Origin of the sequence: Agrobacterium sp. P15N1-A (assembly GCF_044626815.1) — a bacterium.
GTDB classification, from domain to species: domain Bacteria; phylum Pseudomonadota; class Alphaproteobacteria; order Rhizobiales; family Rhizobiaceae; genus Agrobacterium; species Agrobacterium leguminum.
Genome location: NZ_JBIUPF010000007.1, coordinates 291,494 through 309,354, shown reverse-complemented (window position 1 = coordinate 309,354; position 17,861 = coordinate 291,494). Strand labels below are relative to the sequence as shown.

At 60.1% G+C, this 17,861-nt stretch carries 17 protein-coding genes and 1 riboswitch; of the genes, 12 read left to right on the top strand and 5 right to left on the bottom strand.

Annotation, left to right across the window (positions count from 1 at the left end; all coding sequences use genetic code 11):
- Nucleotides 1-34: 34 nt before the first annotated feature.
- Together ACIK7D_RS22555 and ACIK7D_RS22550 are read right to left on the bottom strand one after the other, a co-directional pair.
- Entirely contained in the window at nt 35-1,567 is a 1,533-nt protein-coding gene (locus tag ACIK7D_RS22555; RefSeq protein ID WP_003520218.1) for a UxaA family hydrolase, read from the bottom strand.
- A 42-nt stretch (nt 1,568-1,609) separates the two neighbouring features.
- Nucleotides 1,610-2,302, bottom strand: coding sequence for a FadR/GntR family transcriptional regulator (locus ACIK7D_RS22550; RefSeq protein WP_400157393.1), 693 nt, complete (start codon nt 2,300-2,302; stop codon nt 1,610-1,612).
- Nucleotides 2,303-2,556: 254 nt separating this feature from the next.
- Between ACIK7D_RS22550 and ACIK7D_RS22545 the strand changes: the two genes are divergently transcribed.
- The 9 genes from ACIK7D_RS22545 to ACIK7D_RS22505 all read left to right on the top strand — a co-directional run bounded on the left by ACIK7D_RS22545 (nt 2,557) and on the right by ACIK7D_RS22505 (nt 11,875).
- A complete protein-coding gene (locus tag ACIK7D_RS22545) occupies nt 2,557-4,122 on the top strand; it encodes a sugar ABC transporter ATP-binding protein (protein WP_161987780.1) in 1,566 nt (521 codons plus the stop codon).
- Nucleotides 4,123-4,130: 8 nt separating this feature from the next.
- Nucleotides 4,131-5,153, top strand: a complete 1,023-nt coding sequence (locus ACIK7D_RS22540) for an ABC transporter permease (RefSeq protein WP_080815444.1) — start codon at nt 4,131-4,133, stop codon at nt 5,151-5,153.
- 76 nt (nt 5,154-5,229) lie between these two features.
- Nucleotides 5,230-6,171, top strand: coding sequence for an ABC transporter substrate-binding protein (locus tag ACIK7D_RS22535; protein ID WP_003520222.1), 942 nt, complete (start codon nt 5,230-5,232; stop codon nt 6,169-6,171).
- 65 nt (nt 6,172-6,236) lie between these two features.
- Nucleotides 6,237-7,250 (top strand): aldo/keto reductase, encoded by a 1,014-nt coding sequence (locus ACIK7D_RS22530; protein ID WP_400157392.1) that lies wholly within the window; start codon nt 6,237-6,239, stop codon nt 7,248-7,250.
- A gap of 4 nt (nt 7,251-7,254) precedes the next feature.
- Entirely contained in the window at nt 7,255-8,076 is an 822-nt protein-coding gene (locus tag ACIK7D_RS22525) for an amidohydrolase family protein (protein ID WP_400157391.1), read from the top strand.
- 3 nt (nt 8,077-8,079) lie between these two features.
- A complete protein-coding gene (locus ACIK7D_RS22520) occupies nt 8,080-9,090 on the top strand; it encodes a zinc-binding alcohol dehydrogenase family protein (protein ID WP_137452581.1) in 1,011 nt (336 codons plus the stop codon).
- Nucleotides 9,087-10,220, top strand: coding sequence for a mannitol dehydrogenase family protein (locus tag ACIK7D_RS22515; RefSeq protein WP_400157390.1), 1,134 nt, complete (start codon nt 9,087-9,089; stop codon nt 10,218-10,220). Before ACIK7D_RS22520 ends, ACIK7D_RS22515 begins: the two co-directional genes overlap by 4 nt.
- Nucleotides 10,221-10,231: 11 nt before the next feature.
- A complete protein-coding gene (locus tag ACIK7D_RS22510; RefSeq protein WP_080815456.1) occupies nt 10,232-10,561 on the top strand; it encodes an L-rhamnose mutarotase in 330 nt (109 codons plus the stop codon).
- A gap of 36 nt (nt 10,562-10,597) precedes the next feature.
- The gene (locus ACIK7D_RS22505) at nt 10,598-11,875 is read left to right on the top strand and encodes an L-fuconate dehydratase (RefSeq protein WP_400157389.1); all 1,278 of its coding nucleotides are present in this window, start codon (nt 10,598-10,600) and stop codon (nt 11,873-11,875) included.
- Here ACIK7D_RS22505 and cobD read toward each other — a convergent pair.
- A complete protein-coding gene (cobD, locus tag ACIK7D_RS22500) occupies nt 11,857-12,903 on the bottom strand; it encodes a threonine-phosphate decarboxylase CobD (RefSeq protein ID WP_400157388.1) in 1,047 nt (348 codons plus the stop codon). The two genes, ACIK7D_RS22505 and cobD, sit on opposite strands and share 19 nt — an antisense overlap.
- Between cobD and cbiB the strand changes: the two genes are divergently transcribed.
- Nucleotides 12,902-13,867: an adenosylcobinamide-phosphate synthase CbiB gene (gene cbiB, locus ACIK7D_RS22495; protein WP_400157387.1), complete on the top strand. Its 966-nt coding sequence runs from the start codon at nt 12,902-12,904 to the stop codon at nt 13,865-13,867. The two genes, cobD and cbiB, sit on opposite strands and share 2 nt — an antisense overlap.
- Here cbiB and ACIK7D_RS22490 read toward each other — a convergent pair.
- Both ACIK7D_RS22490 and cobO read right to left on the bottom strand, forming a co-directional pair.
- A complete protein-coding gene (locus ACIK7D_RS22490; RefSeq protein WP_400157386.1) occupies nt 13,854-15,311 on the bottom strand; it encodes a cobyric acid synthase in 1,458 nt (485 codons plus the stop codon). The genes cbiB and ACIK7D_RS22490 overlap by 14 nt on opposite strands.
- A gap of 1 nt (nt 15,312) precedes the next feature.
- A complete protein-coding gene (gene cobO / locus ACIK7D_RS22485) occupies nt 15,313-15,930 on the bottom strand; it encodes a cob(I)yrinic acid a,c-diamide adenosyltransferase (RefSeq protein WP_400157385.1) in 618 nt (205 codons plus the stop codon).
- Between the two features lie 134 nt (nt 15,931-16,064).
- Nucleotides 16,065-16,280: riboswitch (cobalamin riboswitch) on the top strand.
- A 119-nt stretch (nt 16,281-16,399) separates the two neighbouring features.
- On the opposite strand from cobO, the gene ACIK7D_RS22480 reads away from it, so the two are divergent.
- Both ACIK7D_RS22480 and cobW read left to right on the top strand, forming a co-directional pair.
- Nucleotides 16,400-16,825, top strand: coding sequence for a DUF1636 family protein (locus ACIK7D_RS22480; RefSeq protein WP_400157384.1), 426 nt, complete (start codon nt 16,400-16,402; stop codon nt 16,823-16,825).
- Nucleotides 16,822-17,859 (top strand): cobalamin biosynthesis protein CobW, encoded by a 1,038-nt coding sequence (gene cobW, locus ACIK7D_RS22475; RefSeq protein WP_059759744.1) that lies wholly within the window; start codon nt 16,822-16,824, stop codon nt 17,857-17,859. Before ACIK7D_RS22480 ends, cobW begins: the two co-directional genes overlap by 4 nt.
- Nucleotides 17,860-17,861: the final 2 nt, after the last annotated feature.

The window sequence follows — 17,861 nt, the reverse complement described above, 5'->3', positions numbered from 1 at the left end:
TTGTTTCACGTGGGACAGTCCTGGTGCGGCAGGTTCAGGTCACGGCCCCAACCTGCCACGGCACAAATTCATTGTCGCCGTAGTCGTAGATCTCGCTGACCGTCTTGTCGCCGGAAGCGACGGCTAGAATATGCTCGAAAATTCGTTTGCCGGATTCTTCGATGGTTTCAGCGCCGGTGACGATCTCACCGCAATTGATATCCATGTCTTCCTTCATGTGTTCATACATTTCGGAATTGGTGGCTATCTTGATGCAGGGCGACGGCTTGAAGCCCGAAACCGAGCCGCGGCCGGTGGTGAAACAGATGACGTTGCAGCCGCCAGCAACCTGGCCGGTGACGGCAACAGGGTCATAGCCGGGCGTATCCATGAAGACGAAACCCTGTTCCGTCACGGTTTCGGCGAACTCATAAACCGCCTTCAGCGGCATGGAGCCGCCCTTGGCGACCGCGCCCAGCGATTTTTCCAGAATGGTGGTCAGGCCGCCAAGCTTGTTGCCGTGGGAGGGGTTGTTATTGAGTTCGTCGCCATTACGGGCGGTATAATCACGCCACCAGTCGATACGCTGTAGGAGCTTCTCGGCGACGGCAGGGGTGACGGCGCGCTTCGTCAGGAGGTGCTCGGCGCCATAAATCTCCGGCGTCTCCGAGAGGACAGTGGTGCCGCCGTTACGGACGATGAGGTCGGAGGCATAACCCAGAGCCGGGTTGGCGGAAATGCCGGAATAACCATCCGAACCGCCGCATTCCAGCGCCACCTTCAGCTTGGAAAGCGGTTGCTCCGTGCGGCGGGCGGCATTGACCATCGGCAGCATGGCCTTGATCTCGGCAATCGCCGCATCGATCGTCTTGCGGGTGCCGCCATGCTGCTGAATCGTCATGGTGCGCAGCCGCTCACCCTCTTCCATCTTGTAATGTTCGAGGATGGGGGCGATCTGGTTGGTTTCACAGCCGAGGCCGATCAGCAGAATGCCGCCGAAATTCGGATGGCGGGCGTAGCCCTGAATGGTGCGGATCAGCAGGCGGTAACCTTCCGATTTCGTATTCAGCGCACAGCCGCCGCCATGGGTCAGCGCCACGACGCCATCGACATTGTCGAAACCATCAAGGCCGCCCTGCTTGTTGAAATAATCCGCGATGTAACGCGAAACCGTGGCGGAACAGTTCACCGAAGCGATGACGCCGATATAGTTTCTTGTTCCGACGCCACCGAGGCCGCGGTCATAACCCTTGAACGTCCGGCGTTCGGCTTCCGGCACCATGCCCTTTTCTTCGATATCGACGCTGAACTGATGCGCGTGTTCGGAAGGCACCATGGCGAGATTGTGCAGGTGCACGTGCCGGCCGGGCTCGATATCCTGGGTGGCGATACCGATGACCTGTCCGTATTTCAGCACCTCATCGCCCGATTTGATGAACTTCAGGGCCACCTTGTGCCCGCGCCCGATCAGTTCGAGCGCTGCCAGATCGCCCCTGCCCGTCGCACCGCCGGCCGGAATGGACCGACGCGCCACTGCGACATTGTCGTTGGCGTTCAGCAAAATGGTTGCCTCGGAATTCTCACTCACGGGTTTTCCTCCTCCCGGTATATTGCCTGCTATGTTTCTAGATCAGTTTTCGACCCAGCGTCTCTTCGAACCTTCCAGATGGGTATGCATGGCGGCCTGCGCCAGCAGCGGGTCTTTCAGTTCAAGCGCCGCTAGAATGGCTTCGTGTTCCTGAAGCGCATGGGTCCAGGTATCGCGGTCTTCGAATTTCACGCGAAGCTGGGCCGAAATGGGGCTGTGGCGCTCATCGAAAAGGTTCGCCACCATTCGCGCCAAAACGCTGTTACCGGATTGTTCGGCTATGGTGACGTGAAACAGCCGATCCTGATCCAGAGGCTTGCGGCCGGCCTCAATTTCCCGCTGCATGGTATTGAGTATCTGGCGGAGGGTCGCGATTGTCTCATCGGTCATCCGGCTTGCCGCCAGCACGATGGTGGCACCCTCAAGCGCGCCGCGCGCCTGCATCAGTTCGGAGGGGCTGTCACCCAGCGATTTGGTATGGTGGGTCGTCTGCAGCGCTTCCGCCGAAACATAAACCCCGGAACCCATGCGAATTTCGACCGTGTTGTCGATTTCAAGCGCAATCAGCGCCTCGCGCAGGGACGGCCTCGATACACCGAGCTTCTGTGCCAGTTCGCGTTCGGCGGGAAGCCGCGTGCCGGGCAGGAATTCACCCATGTCGATGAGTTCGCGTATCTGATCCGCAATCTGCTGATAAAGCCTGCGCGGTTCCGCTATTTTGGCCTGACCACTCATGTGTTTTTTGACGAGCCCTGTCTGCAATTCGTATTTGGCCTTACCGTAACGCCAAGCGTGTCAATACGCAAGGAATTACTTAAGTACATGAAATTACGTATTTATTATCGGTTATCGTTTCATGTATTGCTTCTGTTTTGGATATGGCTTCGCAAATTTTGGCCTAATTGGCTTGACCATTCAGAAAAACCGGCCTAACCATTTGGCCTGTTCATGACCCCGGTGGAGCGGGGATACGGGTGGGAGGTTTCCAGATGTCGCAGGGCGCATCGACAATTCGGGGCGATTTTTCGCCTGAACAGATGGCGCATGGACAGCGTGCGGTGCTCCTGCGCCTCGATAACATCAGCAAGGAATTTCCCGGCGTCAAAGCACTGTCGAACGTGCATTTCGATCTGCGCGCCGGCGAGGTGCATGCCGTCTGCGGCGAAAATGGCGCGGGAAAATCGACGCTGATGAAGATCGTCAGCGGCGTCTATCAGCCGAGCGACGGCACCATCCTTCATAAAGGTGTGAAGGTGCAATATGCATCGCCGCTGGAATCCGAAGCCGCCGGCATCGCCATCATCCATCAGGAACTGAACCTCGTTCCGCATCTTTCCGTCGCCGAAAACATCTATCTTGCGCGCGAACCGCGTCGCGGTTTCCTCGTCGACCGCAAGAAGCTGCGTCTCGATGCCAAGCGCTGTCTCGACCGCCTGGGTGTCGATATCGACCCCGACCAGATCGTCCGCGGTCTTTCGGTCGCCCAGTGTCAGATGGTGGAAATCGCAAAGGCGCTTTCTCTTGACGCTGAAGTGCTCATCATGGATGAGCCGACCTCTTCGTTGACCGAACAGGAGACCCGGCTCCTGTTCAAGGTCATCCGCGATCTCAAGGCATCCGGTGTCGGGATCGTTTATATTTCCCACCGTCTCGATGAAATGGCCGAAATCGTCGACCGTGTGACGGTTCTGCGTGACGGACGTTATATTTCGACCGACGATTTCGCTTCGATCACCGTTGACGACATCGTCACGCGCATGGTCGGGCGTTCGCTGGAAGACAAATTCCCCGAGCGCACATCGCGCCCCACGGAAGATGTTATTTTTTCCGTCGAGGGCCTGACGCGCAGCGGCGTGTTCCACGACGTCGGTTTTTCGCTGCGACGTGGTGAAATCCTCGGTTTTGCCGGGCTGATGGGTGCTGGCCGCACCGAAGTCGCCCGGGCCATCTTCGGCGCAGACCCGCTTGATGCTGGCAGGATCGTTTTCAACGGGCGGGAGCTTTCGATCAGCTCGCCGCAGGACGCCATCGAGGAGGGCATCGCCTATCTCTCGGAAGACCGCAAAAGCGATGGCCTCGCTATCAAGATGTCGGTGGCGGCCAATACGACGCTTGCCAATCTCGGCGAGGTTTCCAACCGTTTCGGCCTGATCGATTTCAAGAAACATGACGATGTGGCAAAACGCTACGTCGATCTCCTGAATATCCGTACTCCCTCGATCGGGCAGACGGTGCGGCTGCTCTCCGGCGGCAATCAGCAGAAAATCATCATCGGCAAATGGTTGTTCCGGCAATCTCGCGTGCTGTTCTTCGACGAGCCGACACGCGGCATCGATGTCGGCGCGAAATTCGCGATCTACAAGATCATGGACGAGCTCGCCGCGCAGGGCATCGGTGTCATTCTCATCAGTTCGGAACTGCCGGAAATTCTGGGGCTGACGGATCGTATCGCCGTTTTCCACCAGGGCCGGATTACGGGCGTGCTCGAAACCGCCAAGACCAATCAGGAAGAAATCATGCGGTATGCGTCCGGTTACGGCCGGACCGCGCAGTGAGGAACGACATGGCCAATATTGCAGAAACCAAGAAGAGCTTCGCAGTCAGCGACCGCCAGAAGGACATTATCCAGAAGTTTGCCGCACTTGGCAGTCTTTTTGCGCTTGTCGCGGTCTTTTCCGCCACCAGCAGCGCCTTCTTCACCGTCAATAACGGCATGACGATTGCGTTGCAGGTCACGTCCATCGCCCTGCTCGGCATCGGGGCCACCTGTGTCATCATCACCGGCGGCATCGATCTTTCCGTCGGTTCGGTGCTTGCGCTTGCCGGCGTCGTCGCCGCCCTTGCGGTGAAGGAACTCGGCATGCCGGTGCCGGTCGGCATGTTGCTCGGCATTCTGACGGGATCGCTCTGCGGGCTCATCAACGGTCTTCTGGTCACCCGTTTCAAGCTGCCGCCCTTCATCGCCACCCTTGGCATGATGCTGATCGCCCGCGGCGTGGCGCTGCAGATCACCGGTGCGCGCGCCGTCTCCGGTCTTGGCGAATCTTTCGGCGAACTCGGCAACGGCGCCCTCTTCCGCATCGTTAACATTGGCGATGACGGCTTTCCGAATGTGGTGTTTCCCGGCATCCCCTACCCCGTCATCCTGATGGTGGTGATTGCGCTTGCGGTTTCCTTCATGCTCAACCGCTCGATCCTCGGCCGTCACATTTACGCTGTCGGTTCCAACGCCGAAGCCGCGCGCCTTTCCGGCGTCAATGTCGCCCGCGTTACCAATTTCACCTACATCCTGTCCGGGACGCTCGCCGGGTTGACGGGCTGTGTGCTGATGTCTCGCCTCGTCACCGCCCAGCCGAACGAGGGTGTGATGTATGAGCTGGACGCCATTGCCAGCGCCGTTATCGGCGGCACATCGCTGATCGGCGGCGTGGGCACGATTTCCGGCACGGCCATCGGCGCCTTCGTCATCGGCATCCTGCGCAACGGTCTCAACATGAACGGCGTGTCCGCCTTCACGCAACAGATCATCATCGGCCTCGTCATTCTGGTCACCGTCTGGATCGACCAGTTGCGCAACCGCCGCTGATCAAGGGCCTGCGGACCCTTTCCGCAAAAAAGATCGGCAAGGGGAGGCCCGGTATGCCGACATCACGGAGGAAGAAATGAAGAAAATTGCGACTGCCCTTCTGACATCCGCAATCGCGCTGTGGAGCGTTTCCACCGTGCAGGCCGGTGAAATCGCCGTCATCGTCAAGACCGTCAACTCCACCTTCTGGCAGAACGTCCAGAAGGGCGCTGATGCGGCGATGAAGAACTCTTCCGGCAATACCATGACCTTCCAGGGTCCGGCTGCCGAGTCCGCCATTGCCGACCAGGTCAACATGGTCGAAAACGCCATCAACCGTAAGGTCGCGGGCATTGTTCTGGCGCCTTCCGATCCGGACGCGCTGGTGCCTGCCGTCAAGAAGGCCTGGGAAGCCCGTATTCCGGTGGTTCTGATCGACTCGCAGCTCGCAAAGGGCTCGGAGCAATATTACCAGTCGTTCCTGGCGACCGACAACAAGAAAGCCGGCGAACTGGCAGCGCAGGCGCTGATCGACAAGGTGGGCAAGGAAGGCAAGATCGCCGTCATGTCCTATGTCGCCGGTGCCGGTTCTGAAATCGGTCGTGTCGGCGGTTTCACCGATTACATCCAGATGAATTCCAACCTGAAAATCGTCGGCCCGTTCTATTCGCAGTCGCAGATGGCGACCGCGCTGAACCAGACGACCGACGTTCTGGCCGCCAATTCCGACCTCAAGGGCATTTTCGGCGCCAATGAGCCGACTGCGATCGGCGTCGGCCGTGCGCTGGCCCAGAGCGGCAAGGCCGGCAAGGTCGTCGCCATCGGCTTCGACGGCAACCAGGACCTTCAGGGCTTCGTCAAGGATGGCACACTGGCCGGTATCGTGGTTCAGGGTTCCTATCAGATGGGTGAAAAGGGCGTAGAGACCATTTCCAAGCTCATCGGCAAGGAAAAGGTCGAGAAGTTCGTCGACACCGGCGTCGTTGTTGTCACCAAGGACAATATCGAAAAGCCGGAAGCCAAGAACGTTCTTTATTGATTGCGTGATGACGCGCCGCTTTGCGGCGGCGCGTCTTTCCAAAGACAAGCTGGAAAGTCCCTGCGATGAAAGTCTCCGATACACGTAAATTGCCGCGCCGCGCCGTCGACGTCACCGTCATGGGCCTCGGTTGCGCCCAGATGGGTAATCTCTACCGCGTCACGCCCTATGAAGAGTCCAAGGGTGCGTTCGACAAGGCATGGGAAAGCGGTATGCGTTATTTCGATACCGCGCCCTTTTACGGCTATACGCGGTCGGAGCGTCGCCTCGGCACCATGGTGACGGAGCATGACCGGAGCGAATATACGCTGAGCACCAAGGTCGGCCGTGTGATGGTGCCTGACGAGACCGTAGGTCCGGAGGAGGATGCCTATATAGCGCCCCTGCCGTTCCGCCCGGTCTATGATTATTCCTATGACGGTATCCTGCGCTCCTTCGAGGCAAGCCAGCAGCGGCTCGGCGTTCTGAAGCCGGATATTCTTTATGTGCACGATATCGGCTCCTTCACCCATGGCGAAAAGCACCAGCATTACTGGGAGCAGCTGACCACGGGCGGTGGGTTCCGGGCGCTTGGCAAACTACGCGAGGAGGGATCGACGGGGGCCGTCGGTCTTGGTGTCAATGAATGGGAAATCGTCAGCGACACGATGGATGTCTTCGATATCGACGTCGCCATGCTCGCCGGCCGTTATACGCTGCTGGAGCAGCAGAGCCTTGCTTTCATGAACCGTTGCGCTGAAAGCGGTGTTGGCATCGTTGTCGCGGGCGCGTTCAATTCCGGCATTCTGGCCGGTAACCGCAAATTCAATTATGCCGATGCGCCCGCCGATATTCTCACGCGTGTCGATGCGCTGCAGGGTGTTTGCGAGGAACTCGGCGTATCGCTGCAGGCTGCTGCACTGCAATTTCCGCTTGCCCATCCGGCGTCGGTCACGGTCGTTTCGGGTGCGCGCAATGCGCAGCAGCTCGCCTCCAATATCGAATGGTTCGAACAGTCGATCCCGGATGAATTCTGGTCCGAACTGCACAGGCGCGGTCTGATTGCCGAAGGTGCGCCCGTACCGGGCGGAAAGGCCTGAGGCAATGCTCATCGACGCCCACCAGCATTTCTGGCTGATGAAGGATCGCGCCGGGCAATGGCCGCCGCCGTCGCTCGCCGCCATCTACCGGGATTTTCTCCCCGTCGACCTGTCGCCTTTGCTGGCCGCTGCCGGAGTTACCGGTACCGTGCTGGTTCAGACGATGGAGACGGCGGCCGACACGGATTTCATGCTGGCGCTGGCGGAAAAGACCGATTTCATCAAGGGCGTGGTTGGCTGGGTGGACATGAAGTCTGCTGATGCGGCAGCGGAAATCGCACGCCGCGCGAAACATCCGGCTTTCAAGGGTGTCCGCCCGATGCTGCAAGGCATGGAGGATGTGGCCTGGATCGATGATCCGGCGCTGGAGCCTGCCGTGGCGGCGCTGGTAAAACATGGTCTGGCGTTCGACGCACTGGTCCTGCCGCCCAATCTGCCGCATCTCCTCGCTTTTGCCCGCCGCCATCCGCAATTGCCGATAGTCATCGACCATGGCGCGAAGCCGTTGATTGCTACCGGTCACTACAGCGACTGGCGCAAGGATATGGCCGCTCTGGCGGCTCTTTCCAATGTCCATTGCAAGCTCTCCGGTCTGCTGACCGAGCGCGGTGAGCAGCGGCCGGAAGCGGTACGGCCTTATGCCGAGACCATTCTGGAACTCTTTGGCGGCAACCGCGTGATTTTTGGCAGTGACTGGCCGGTGTTGCGGCTGGCGGGCGATTATCAGGCGTGGCTGGATTTCTGCCGCGATATCGTGCCGGCAGAGGACCATGCGGCAGTCTTTGGCGGTAACGCCGTTCGTTTTTATTCCCTTTCCCACAGGTGATGCATGCTGGCGATTTTCTGCGAAACCCCTGGTCAACTCGTCTCCAAGGAACTGCCGAAACCAGCGCGTGGCGAAGGTGAAGTGCTGGTGCGTATTCGCCGCATCGGGGTTTGCGGCACGGACCTGCACATCTTCACCGGCAACCAGCCTTATCTTTCCTATCCGCGTATCATGGGCCATGAGCTTTCCGGCACGGTGGAAGAGGCGCCGCAAGGCAGCCATCTTTCCGCAGGCGACGTGGTCACCGTCATTCCCTATATCTCGTGCGGCAAATGCAGCGCCTGCCTGAAGGGCAAGAGCAATTGCTGCCGCAATATCGGTGTGCTGGGCGTTCATCGCGATGGCGGCATGGTTGAATATCTGAGCGTGCCGCAGCAATTCGTGCTGAAGGCGGAGGGGTTGAGCCTCGATCAGGCGGCGATGACCGAATTTCTGGCCATCGGTGCGCATGCGGTGCGCCGTGGCGCAGTCGAGAAGGGGCAGAAGGTTCTGATCGTCGGCGCCGGGCCGATTGGCATGGCGGTTGCGGTTTTCGCGGTTCTCGATGGTGGCGAAGTGACCATGATTGACGGACGTACCGACCGGTTGGAGTTCTGTAAGGAGCATCTCGGTGTTGCGCATACGGTGACACTTGGCGAAGGTGACAAAGATCGTCTTTCCGAAATCACCGACGGCGATTTCTTCGATGCGGTCTTCGATGCGACCGGCAATCCGAAAGCCATGGAGCGCGGCTTTTCCTTTGTCGGCCATGGCGGTTCCTATGTGCTGGTCTCCATCGTCGCCAGCGATATCAGCTTCAACGATCCGGAGTTCCACAAGCGGGAGACGACGCTGCTCGGCAGCCGCAATGCCACGCCTCAGGATTTCGAGCGCGTCCTGCAGGCGCTGCGGGAAGGCAAGGTACCGGAAGCGCTGATCACCCATCGCATGACGCTTGCCGATGTGCCCTCCAGATTCGCCGGCCTGACCGATCCGAAGGCTGGAGTGATCAAAGGCATGGTGGAGGTCGCATGACGCCCGATACGCCCATCCTGCAATTCGGCACCAGCCGCTTTCTTCTGGCGCATGCGGATCTCTTTGTTTCGCAGGCGCTGGACAAGGGCGAGGCTCTCGGGCGCATCGCGATTGTCCAGACGACCGGCAATGCGGAGAGCTTGAAGCGTGTTGCGGCGCTGAACAGCGGGGCACCCTACCCCGTGCGTATTCGCGGCATCCGCGATGGGCAGGAAGTGGATGAGGAAATTCAGGGCGGGGCCGTCGCGCGGGCATTGACGGCTGCGACCGATTGGGCCGAAGTGCGCCGCCTTGCCTGGGAGGTCGAGGTCATTCTGTCCAATACGGGCGATCGCGGTTATGAGCTGGATTCGGCTGATAGTGCCGGGCTTGCTGGCGATTTCACGATCGTACCGAAAAGCTTTCCGGCGAAACTCTGCATGTTGCTGCTGGAGCGTTTTCAGCGCAATCCGGAAGCGCCTGTGTCCATCTTCCCCTGCGAACTCGTGCCGCGCAATGGCGAAAAGCTGAAACAGGTCATTCGCCGGCTTGCCGATGAATGGCAATTGCCCGCGGGTTTTGCCTTTTATCTGAATGAGAAATGCCGTTTCGCCAATAGTCTGGTGGATCGCATCGTCTCCGAGCCTATCGACCCGGTGGGTGCGGTGGCGGAGCCCTATGCGCTATGGGCAGTAGAGAAGCAGGACGGGCTTGTCCTGCCCTGCACCCACCCTGCCGTGGTGCTGACCGACGATCTCGATCACTATGAAAAGCTGAAGCTTTTCCTGCTCAATCTCGGCCATTCCTATCTGGCGGAACGCTGGTTGCAGGATGCGCGTGCGAAGGACGAGACGGTGCGTCAGGCAATGGCCGACGATGCTCTCGTTGCGGATCTGGAGACGCTTTGGCGCGACGAGGTTCTGCCGGTCTTTGCTGCTGAAGGCATGGGGGATGATGCGCAGGCCTATATTGGCGTGCTGCGGGAGCGTTTGCGCAACCCCTTTCTCGCGCATCGGCTCTCCGATATCGCCGGCAACCACGATGAAAAGAAGCGCCGCCGCTTTGTCCCGGTCATTGCCGCAGCGGAGCGGCTGGAATTGAGCCTGCCGCAGTCGAAGCTGCGTGCTGCGCTCGCCACCATCAAGCAATAACGGAGTTTTTAATGCAGCGCATGGGCATGGTCATAGGCGTCAAACCGGAGATGATCGCGGAATATAAAAGGCTGCATGCGACTGTGTGGCCTGAAATTCTGGCGCTTATCAGCGACTGCAATATCCGCAACTACACGATCTTCCTGCGCGAGCCGGAAAATCTGCTCTTCGGCTATTGGGAATATCACGGCAGCGATATCAGCGCCGACATGGCGAAGATGGCCGCAAGCCCCAAGAACCAGGAATGGTGGTCCTTCACCATTCCCTGCCAGCAACCGCTCGAAAGCCGGAAGGAAGGCGAGTGGTGGGCGATGATGGAAGAAACCTTCCACCACGATTGAACGATTTCCTTTGACACTGACCGCGAGTGAACGGCCATGACCAAAATTACTGATCTGCGTGTTTTCGACCTGCGTTTTCCGACGTCCCAGAGCCTCGACGGTTCGGATGCGATGAACCCCGACCCGGATTATTCGGCGGCTTACGTCATTCTCGATACCGATGAGCCGGGTCTCAAAGGCCACGGGCTGACCTTCACCATCGGCCGCGGTAACGACATCTGCTGCATGGCCATCGAAGCGATGCGTCATCTGGTCGTCGGCACCGATCTTGCCACCGTCACCGAGAACCCCGGCAAATATTGGCGGCATCTGACCAGCGACAGCCAGCTGCGCTGGATCGGTCCGGACAAGGGCGCGATGCATCTCGCCACCGGCGCCGTCGTCAATGCCGTGTGGGATCTGCTGGCCAAGAAGGCGGGCAAGCCGGTCTGGCAGCTCGTTGCCGATATGAGCCCGGAAGAAATCGCCGATATCGTCGATTACCGCTATCTGACGGATGTGCTGACCCGTGACGAGGCGCTTGCGATCCTCAAAAAAGCCGAAAGCGGCAAGAAGGAACGTATCGAGACGCTGAAGAACGAAGGTTATGCCTGCTATACCACGTCGGCCGGCTGGCTCGGTTATGACGACGCCAAGCTGCGCCGCCTTTGCCAGGAAGCCATCGATGCCGGATTCAACCATGTGAAGATGAAGGTCGGCCGCGATCTGGAAGACGACATCCGCCGTCTCACCATTGCCCGTGAGGTGATCGGTCCCGACCGTTACCTGATGATCGACGCCAACCAGGTATGGGAAGTGGATCAGGCAATCGACTGGGTGAAGAAGCTCGCCTTCGCCAAGCCATTCTTCATCGAGGAGCCGACCAGCCCGGACGATGTCGCGGGCCATCGCAAGATCCGCGCGGCCATCGGCCCGGTGAAGGTGGCGACCGGTGAAATGTGCCAGAACCGCATCATGTTCAAGCAGTTCATCGCCGAAGGCGCGATCGACGTGGTGCAGATCGACAGCTGCCGCATGGGTGGTTTGAACGAGGTGCTGGCGGTGCTGCTGATCGCCGCCAAATACAATCTGCCGGTTTGGCCGCATGCCGGCGGCGTCGGCCTTTGCGAATATGTGCAGCATCTGTCGATGATCGACTATCTGGTCGTATCAGGCACGAAGGAAGGCCGCGTGATCGAATATGTCGACCACCTGCACGAGCATTTCATCGAGCCCTGCGATATCAGAAATGCTGCCTACACGCCGCCGAAACTGCCGGGCTTCTCCATCGAAATGAAGCCGGAGTCGATTGAGACCTACACCTTCGAGGAATAGTCAAAGGATGACAGCGCCTCCTTGAGGCGCTGCCACTCCGTTTCGCTACCCGGAAGGCCGAAACGCATGTCGTTCGGCCTTTCATCAAAAATGCGGACCAGAATGCCGTGCCGGCCGAGATGGCTGAACAGGTCTGCCGCGCGGGGATCCCGCACCAGAGCAAACAGTGAGGTGCCGCCGGCAATTGCCAGCCCCGCTTTCTCCAGCATGGCATTCATGCGCCGGGCGTCTTCGGCAAGGTGCCGCCGCATGGATGATTGCCATTCCCCATCCGCCAGAGCCTGCGTCGCGATATGCAGCGCCGGGCCGGAAACCGCCCAGGGTCCGAGCCTTGCCTCCAGTTCAGCAGTGATATCGGGCTGCGCAATCGCGAAACCCAGCCGAACGCCCGCCATGCCGTAAAATTTGCCGAAGGAGCGCAGGACCACAAGCGCATCCTGACCGGCGGCATCTGCGAGGCTTTCGGCACCTCCTGTCTCGATGAAGGCTTCGTCCACGACGAGCAGCCCGCTCCTGCGGCGCATGGCTTCGGCCAGCGACAACAATGCGGCGCGATCCGTGATGCGGCCATCGGGGTTATTGGGATTGACCACCACGGCATAGTCGTGAGCCGACATCGCGTTGATGTTTTCCACCTCAGTCACAGCCAGTCCGGCCATGCGTGCGGTCCGGGCATGTTCCGCATAGGCGGGTGAAAGAACGGCGCCGCTCTTGGCCCCGAGGGCGATAGCGATCTGAGCCAGCAATGGCATCAGCATCTGGGTGCCGGGGGAAAGCGCCACATGCCGGGCGGAAGGCGCGTCGAAATGCGCTGCGGCCAGATGTTTCAATTTTTCGGCGGCGTCCGGTTCCGGCAGGCGCGCGAATGCGCTGGCGGGGATCGGCGAATGCGGATAGGAGTGCGGATTGATCCCGGTCGAAAGGTCGATCCATGGTTCTGGCGCTTCAGGAAACATCAGACGCGCCCTGCCGAGATTGCCGCCGTGACGGATCGCAGCTTTCGCCTTTTCTGGTACTGTTTCGCCCATGTTTTTTGCTCTCGCTTTCCTGTCGCTCGTGATCGAACGTCTGACCGGCTATCCGGACTGGCTGTTCAAACGCATCGGCCATCCCGTCACCTGGATCGGTTCGCTTATCGCGCTGCTGGATAAAAAATGGAACCGGGAGAGCGCGTCATTTTCACAGCGCAAGGGGGCAGGCGTGGCGGCTCTCGTTGTTTTCGTCGGGCTGACGCTGCTTGTTGCATGGTTAGCGCAATCCATTCTCCTCTTCCTGCCCTTCGGCCTTTTGCTGGTTGCCGTGCTTGGCGCTTCGCTGCCGGCGCAGAAAAGTCTCGAGCAGCATGTGGAGGCTGTCGCCACTGCGCTGGAACGAGAGGGTGTGGAAGGCGGCCGCAAGGCGGTATCGATGATCGTCGGGCGCGATCCGCAAAAGCTGGACGAGGCGGCGATCTGCCGGGCAGCTATCGAAAGTCTGGCCGAGAATTTTTCCGACGGCATCGTCGCGCCTGCCTTCTGGCTCGGTCTCCTGGGCCTGCCGGGCGGTGCGGTTTACAAGGCGATCAATACGGCCGACAGCATGATTGGCCATCGCTCACCCCGCCATGAGGCCTTCGGCTGGGCCTCCGCCCGGCTGGACGATCTGGTCAATCTACCGGCCTCGCGGCTGAGCGGCGTTCTTTTCGTTGTCGCGGCGTTTTTTGTTAAGGGCGCATCACCCGGCGGGGCCATGGCCGCGATACGTCGCGATGCCCACCATCACCGTTCTCCCAATGCCGGCTGGCCGGAGGCGGCGCTGGCCGGCGCTCTCGGCTTTGCGCTCGCAGGGCCGCGCTCCTATGGCGGGCAGATGATCGAGGCCCGTTTCATGGGCGAAGGCGGGAGGGCGGCGCTGATTGCCGGCGATATTCGCAAGGCGCTGCGGCTCACACGGGTTGCCGACCTCTTATTGATCGGCCTGTTGGGACTTCTGGCAATCCTTATCGCGCTATAGCAAGCAGACGGTCGAGATCGAGGTGCTGTTCCATATGCGCCGCGAGGCGATCAAGAACGGCGTCCACCTGAGCATCGTAGTTCAGTTCCGTGTTCCGTCCGCCAAGCCGCTCAAGCCACGCGCCGCGTTGGCGGTCATCCGAAAACAGGCCGTGAATATAGGTGCCGAAGATGCGGCCGTCAGGCGACACAGCGCCGTCTTCATGCCCATCAATTTTCGAAAAAGGCAGGCCGTCGGTTCCGCTCGTGGTTTCACCGACATGCATTTCATAGCCGGATAAACCAATTCCGTCGAAACTCTTCCCTGTAACGGAAACCAGCCTTTTGTCGCCCGTCAGAACAGTGTCTACATCCAGCAGGCCGAGCCCATCGACTGTTGCCGGCGGTCCTTCGATGCCTTCGGGATCGGCAACTGTTTTCCCAAGCATTTGGTATCCGCCGCAGAGGCCCAGAACATGGCCGCCGCGTCTCACATGCGCCTTGATATCGATGTCGAGCCCTGTATTTTTCAGCACGGCAAGATCGGCGATGGTGGCTTTCGAGCCGCAAAGCAGTACCAGCCGGCAATCGGCGGGAATGGTTTCGCCCGGCCGCACGCGGATGAGCTCGACATCCGGTTCCATATCCAACGGATCGAGATCGTCGAAATTGGAAATATGCGGCAGGATCGGTACGGCAATGCGGATCTTCGCGCCAGGTTTCCGCTCAGCCGGGCCGGAAAGCCCGAGAGCATCCTCTGCCGGCAACTTAGCGGCGTCGGCAAAATGTGGCAGGAGCCCGATGGAGGCCCAACCGGTTTTTTCTGCAATTATCCGCATGCCGTCTGAAAACAGGGCCGGATCCCCGCGAAAGCGATTGACGATAAAACCTTCGATCATCGCCGCGTCTTCAGCGTCGAGCACGGCTTTGGTGCCGACGAGGCTGGCGATGACGCCGCCCCGGTCGATATCGCCGATCAGGATCACAGGCGCGTCCGCAGCTCTCGCAAAACCCATATTGGCGATATCATTGGCACGCAGGTTGATTTCGGAGGCGCTGCCGGCACCTTCCACCAGCACCAGATCGGCCTGTTGTTTCAGGCGGTTAAAGCTTTCGAGCACGCGCGGCATCAGCCCGGCCTTCATGTGCTGATAATCGGCCGCTTTGGCATTGCCGGCGATCTTGCCCTGCACCACCACCTGTGCGCCGGTCTCGCTCTGCGGCTTCAGGAGCACCGGGTTCATGTGCACGGAAAGCGGCACGCCCGCCGCCCGTGCCTGCAGCGCCTGCGCACGGCCAATCTCGCCGCCATCGGCGGTGACCGCCGCATTGTTCGACATGTTCTGCGGTTTGAACGGCGTGACGGACAGGCCGCGCTTGGCGAAGGCACGGGCAAGGCCGGCCACCATCAGCGATTTGCCGACATCCGAGCCGGTTCCCTGAAACATCAGCACGCGTGCAGCCATGTCAGAATTCTATCCCCGCCTGCGCCTTCACGCCCGCCTTGAAGTGATGTTTCACGAGGGTCATTTCCGTCACCATATCGGCCGCGTCGATGAGCGGTTGCTTGGCGTTGCGGCCGGTGACGATGACATGCAGATCGGGCCTGCGGCTGGAAAGCGTCTCGACCACCTCTTCCAGCGGCAGGTAATCGTAACGGAGCGCGATGTTCAGCTCATCGAGGATCAGCAGGCCGATGGTCTCGTCCGCCATCAGGATCTTGGCTTCTTCCCAGGCCTTTGCCGCCGCTGCGACATCGCGTTTCAAATCCTGCGTGTCCCAGGTGAACCCTTCGCCCATGGTGCGCCACACGACCCTGTCGCCGAACAAAGTCAGCGCCTGCTGTTCTCCCGTCGACCATGCGCCCTTGATGAATTGAACGATGCCCACCCGCCGCCCGGTGCCGAGCATGCGCAGGGCAAGGCCGAAAGCGGCGGTGGATTTGCCCTTGCCGGGGCCGGTATTGATCATCAGCAGACCTTTTTCGATGGTCTTTTCCGCAACCTCTGCGTCCTGCACCGTCTTGCGGTTGACCATTTTCTGCCGGTGGCGTTCGGCTTCGCTATCGCTGATGTCGCGTGTCATCGCGTTTTCCTTTTCATCCAGCGGCGCGGGACCCGGTGCCCCCGCCATTCGGAGCGGCGACTATACCCAATTTGCCGCACCCGGCAATGTGCGTGCCACAGGGCCGCGGCATTGACCCTCACGCCCGTTCAGCCTAAGGGTAACGGACTGACGGTCTTTTCCCGGCAACGGGAAAAGCTAAGAGGGAACACGGTTCCAGCCCGACTACCGGGTCATTCCGTGGCTGCCCCCGCAACTGTAAGCGGTAAGCCCGCACCGTAAAGCCACTGGACACCTCAACGGGTTCGGGAAGGCGGTGTCAGGGTGTAAAGCCGCGAGCCAGGAGACCTGCCGTTTCAGGAAAAACGTCTGCCGGGCGGGGTGCTCCGGTCAGTCGGTTAGATCGAACATCCGGTTTGCGTCTGGCCGCATACCGTTTTCGACATCCGCACCCCAAAGATTTTTTGCAAGGCGCGGGAAACGATACGGTTTGGATATTTCAGCGACATCTTCATCTGCTGACGGAAACACGCGGGACGAAACGGCGTCCGGCGTGACCGTCTTCGTTTGCAGAAGCTGTCGTGATGAAGCCGACCCCAATGCCGAACCGCGCCCCGGCTCACGCCTCGCCGATGCCGTCATGGCAAAAGCGGAGGAAACGGGTGTCGCCGCTCGTTCCGTCAACTGCCTCGCCAATTGCAAACGCGGGCTTAGCGCCGTGCTGCGCAGCGCCAATGGGTGGTCCTATGTCTTCGGCGGGCTGACGACCGGTGATGCGGAAGATTTGCTGACCGGCGCACGGCTGCTGGCGGCCGCTTCCGACGGCCTGATGCCCTGGCGCGGCCGCCCCGAACCCTTAAAGCGCGGCATGGTGGCGCGCATTCCCCCATTCGATTTTACCGAGGAGAGATCATGAGCACCCTTCTGGACCGCGTTCCCTGCACCATCGTCACCGGCTTTCTGGGGGCTGGCAAAACCACGCTGCTGCGCGGCCTTCTCGAAAAGCTGGACGGCAAGCGGCTGGCGATCATCGTCAACGAGTTCGGCGATATCGGCATCGATGGCGAGATTCTCAAAGGCTGCGGTATTGAAAGCTGCCCGGAGGAAAACATCGTCGAACTGGCCAATGGCTGCATCTGCTGCACGGTGGCGGATGATTTCCAGCCCGCCATCGAACAGATTCTGAGCCGCCAGCCGAAGGTGGAGCATATCCTCATCGAAACTTCGGGCCTCGCTCTGCCGAAGCCGCTGGTGCAGGCCTTCCAGTGGCCGGCGATCAAGAGCCGCGTGACGGTGGATGCCGTCGTCGCCGTGGTGGATGGCGCCGCCCTTGCCGAAGGGCAGGTGGCGCACGACATGGAAGCACTCGCCGCCCAACGGGCCAATGACGAGGCGCTCGATCACGATGACCCGGTCGAAGAGGTTTTCGAAGACCAGGTCGCCTGCGCCGATCTTATCGTGCTGACCAAGGCCGATCTTCTTGACGATGCCGGTCTGGACAAGGCCAAGGCGCATGTTCTCGAACATCTGCCGAAGGCGGCAAAGATCGTCGTGGCCTCCAATGGCGCCATCGACCCCGCCGTGCTGATCGGTCTTGGCCTTGCGGTGGAAGAGGATATCGAAAACCGCCGTACCCACCATGATGGCGAACTCGACCACGAGCATGACGATTTCGACAGCTTCGTCATCGATCTGCCGGCCGTGACTGATCCGGAAGCGCTGGCAGCCCGTATCGCAGAGACGGCGGCTGCGGAAAATGTCCTGCGTATCAAGGGCTTCATCGAGGTTTCCGCAAAGCCGATGCGCCTGCAGGTGCAGGCTGTCGGCAGTCGCGTCAACCATTATTACGACCGGCCATGGGCCGCGGGTGAGGAACGCCGCAGCCGCCTCGTCGTCATCGGTGAAAAGGGCATCAACCGCGAAAAGATCGAACAGATGCTGGCCGCCTGACG

Coding starts and splice junctions, on each gene's coding strand:
- ACIK7D_RS22545 (WP_161987780.1), top strand. CDS start 2,557: ATGTCGCAGGGCGCATCGACAATTCGGGGCGATTTTTCGCCTGAACAG.
- cobD (WP_400157388.1), bottom strand. CDS start 12,903: ATGGGCGAAACAGTACCAGAAAAGGCGAAAGCTGCGATCCGTCACGGC.
- ACIK7D_RS22530 (WP_400157392.1), top strand. CDS start 6,237: ATGAAAGTCTCCGATACACGTAAATTGCCGCGCCGCGCCGTCGACGTC.
- cobW (WP_059759744.1), top strand. CDS start 16,822: ATGAGCACCCTTCTGGACCGCGTTCCCTGCACCATCGTCACCGGCTTT.
- ACIK7D_RS22550 (WP_400157393.1), bottom strand. CDS start 2,302: ATGAGTGGTCAGGCCAAAATAGCGGAACCGCGCAGGCTTTATCAGCAG.
- ACIK7D_RS22520 (WP_137452581.1), top strand. CDS start 8,080: ATGCTGGCGATTTTCTGCGAAACCCCTGGTCAACTCGTCTCCAAGGAA.
- ACIK7D_RS22505 (WP_400157389.1), top strand. CDS start 10,598: ATGACCAAAATTACTGATCTGCGTGTTTTCGACCTGCGTTTTCCGACG.
- ACIK7D_RS22525 (WP_400157391.1), top strand. CDS start 7,255: ATGCTCATCGACGCCCACCAGCATTTCTGGCTGATGAAGGATCGCGCC.
- ACIK7D_RS22540 (WP_080815444.1), top strand. CDS start 4,131: ATGGCCAATATTGCAGAAACCAAGAAGAGCTTCGCAGTCAGCGACCGC.
- cbiB (WP_400157387.1), top strand. CDS start 12,902: ATGTTTTTTGCTCTCGCTTTCCTGTCGCTCGTGATCGAACGTCTGACC.
- ACIK7D_RS22510 (WP_080815456.1), top strand. CDS start 10,232: ATGCAGCGCATGGGCATGGTCATAGGCGTCAAACCGGAGATGATCGCG.
- ACIK7D_RS22515 (WP_400157390.1), top strand. CDS start 9,087: ATGACGCCCGATACGCCCATCCTGCAATTCGGCACCAGCCGCTTTCTT.
- cobO (WP_400157385.1), bottom strand. CDS start 15,930: ATGACACGCGACATCAGCGATAGCGAAGCCGAACGCCACCGGCAGAAA.
- ACIK7D_RS22535 (WP_003520222.1), top strand. CDS start 5,230: ATGAAGAAAATTGCGACTGCCCTTCTGACATCCGCAATCGCGCTGTGG.
- ACIK7D_RS22490 (WP_400157386.1), bottom strand. CDS start 15,311: ATGGCTGCACGCGTGCTGATGTTTCAGGGAACCGGCTCGGATGTCGGC.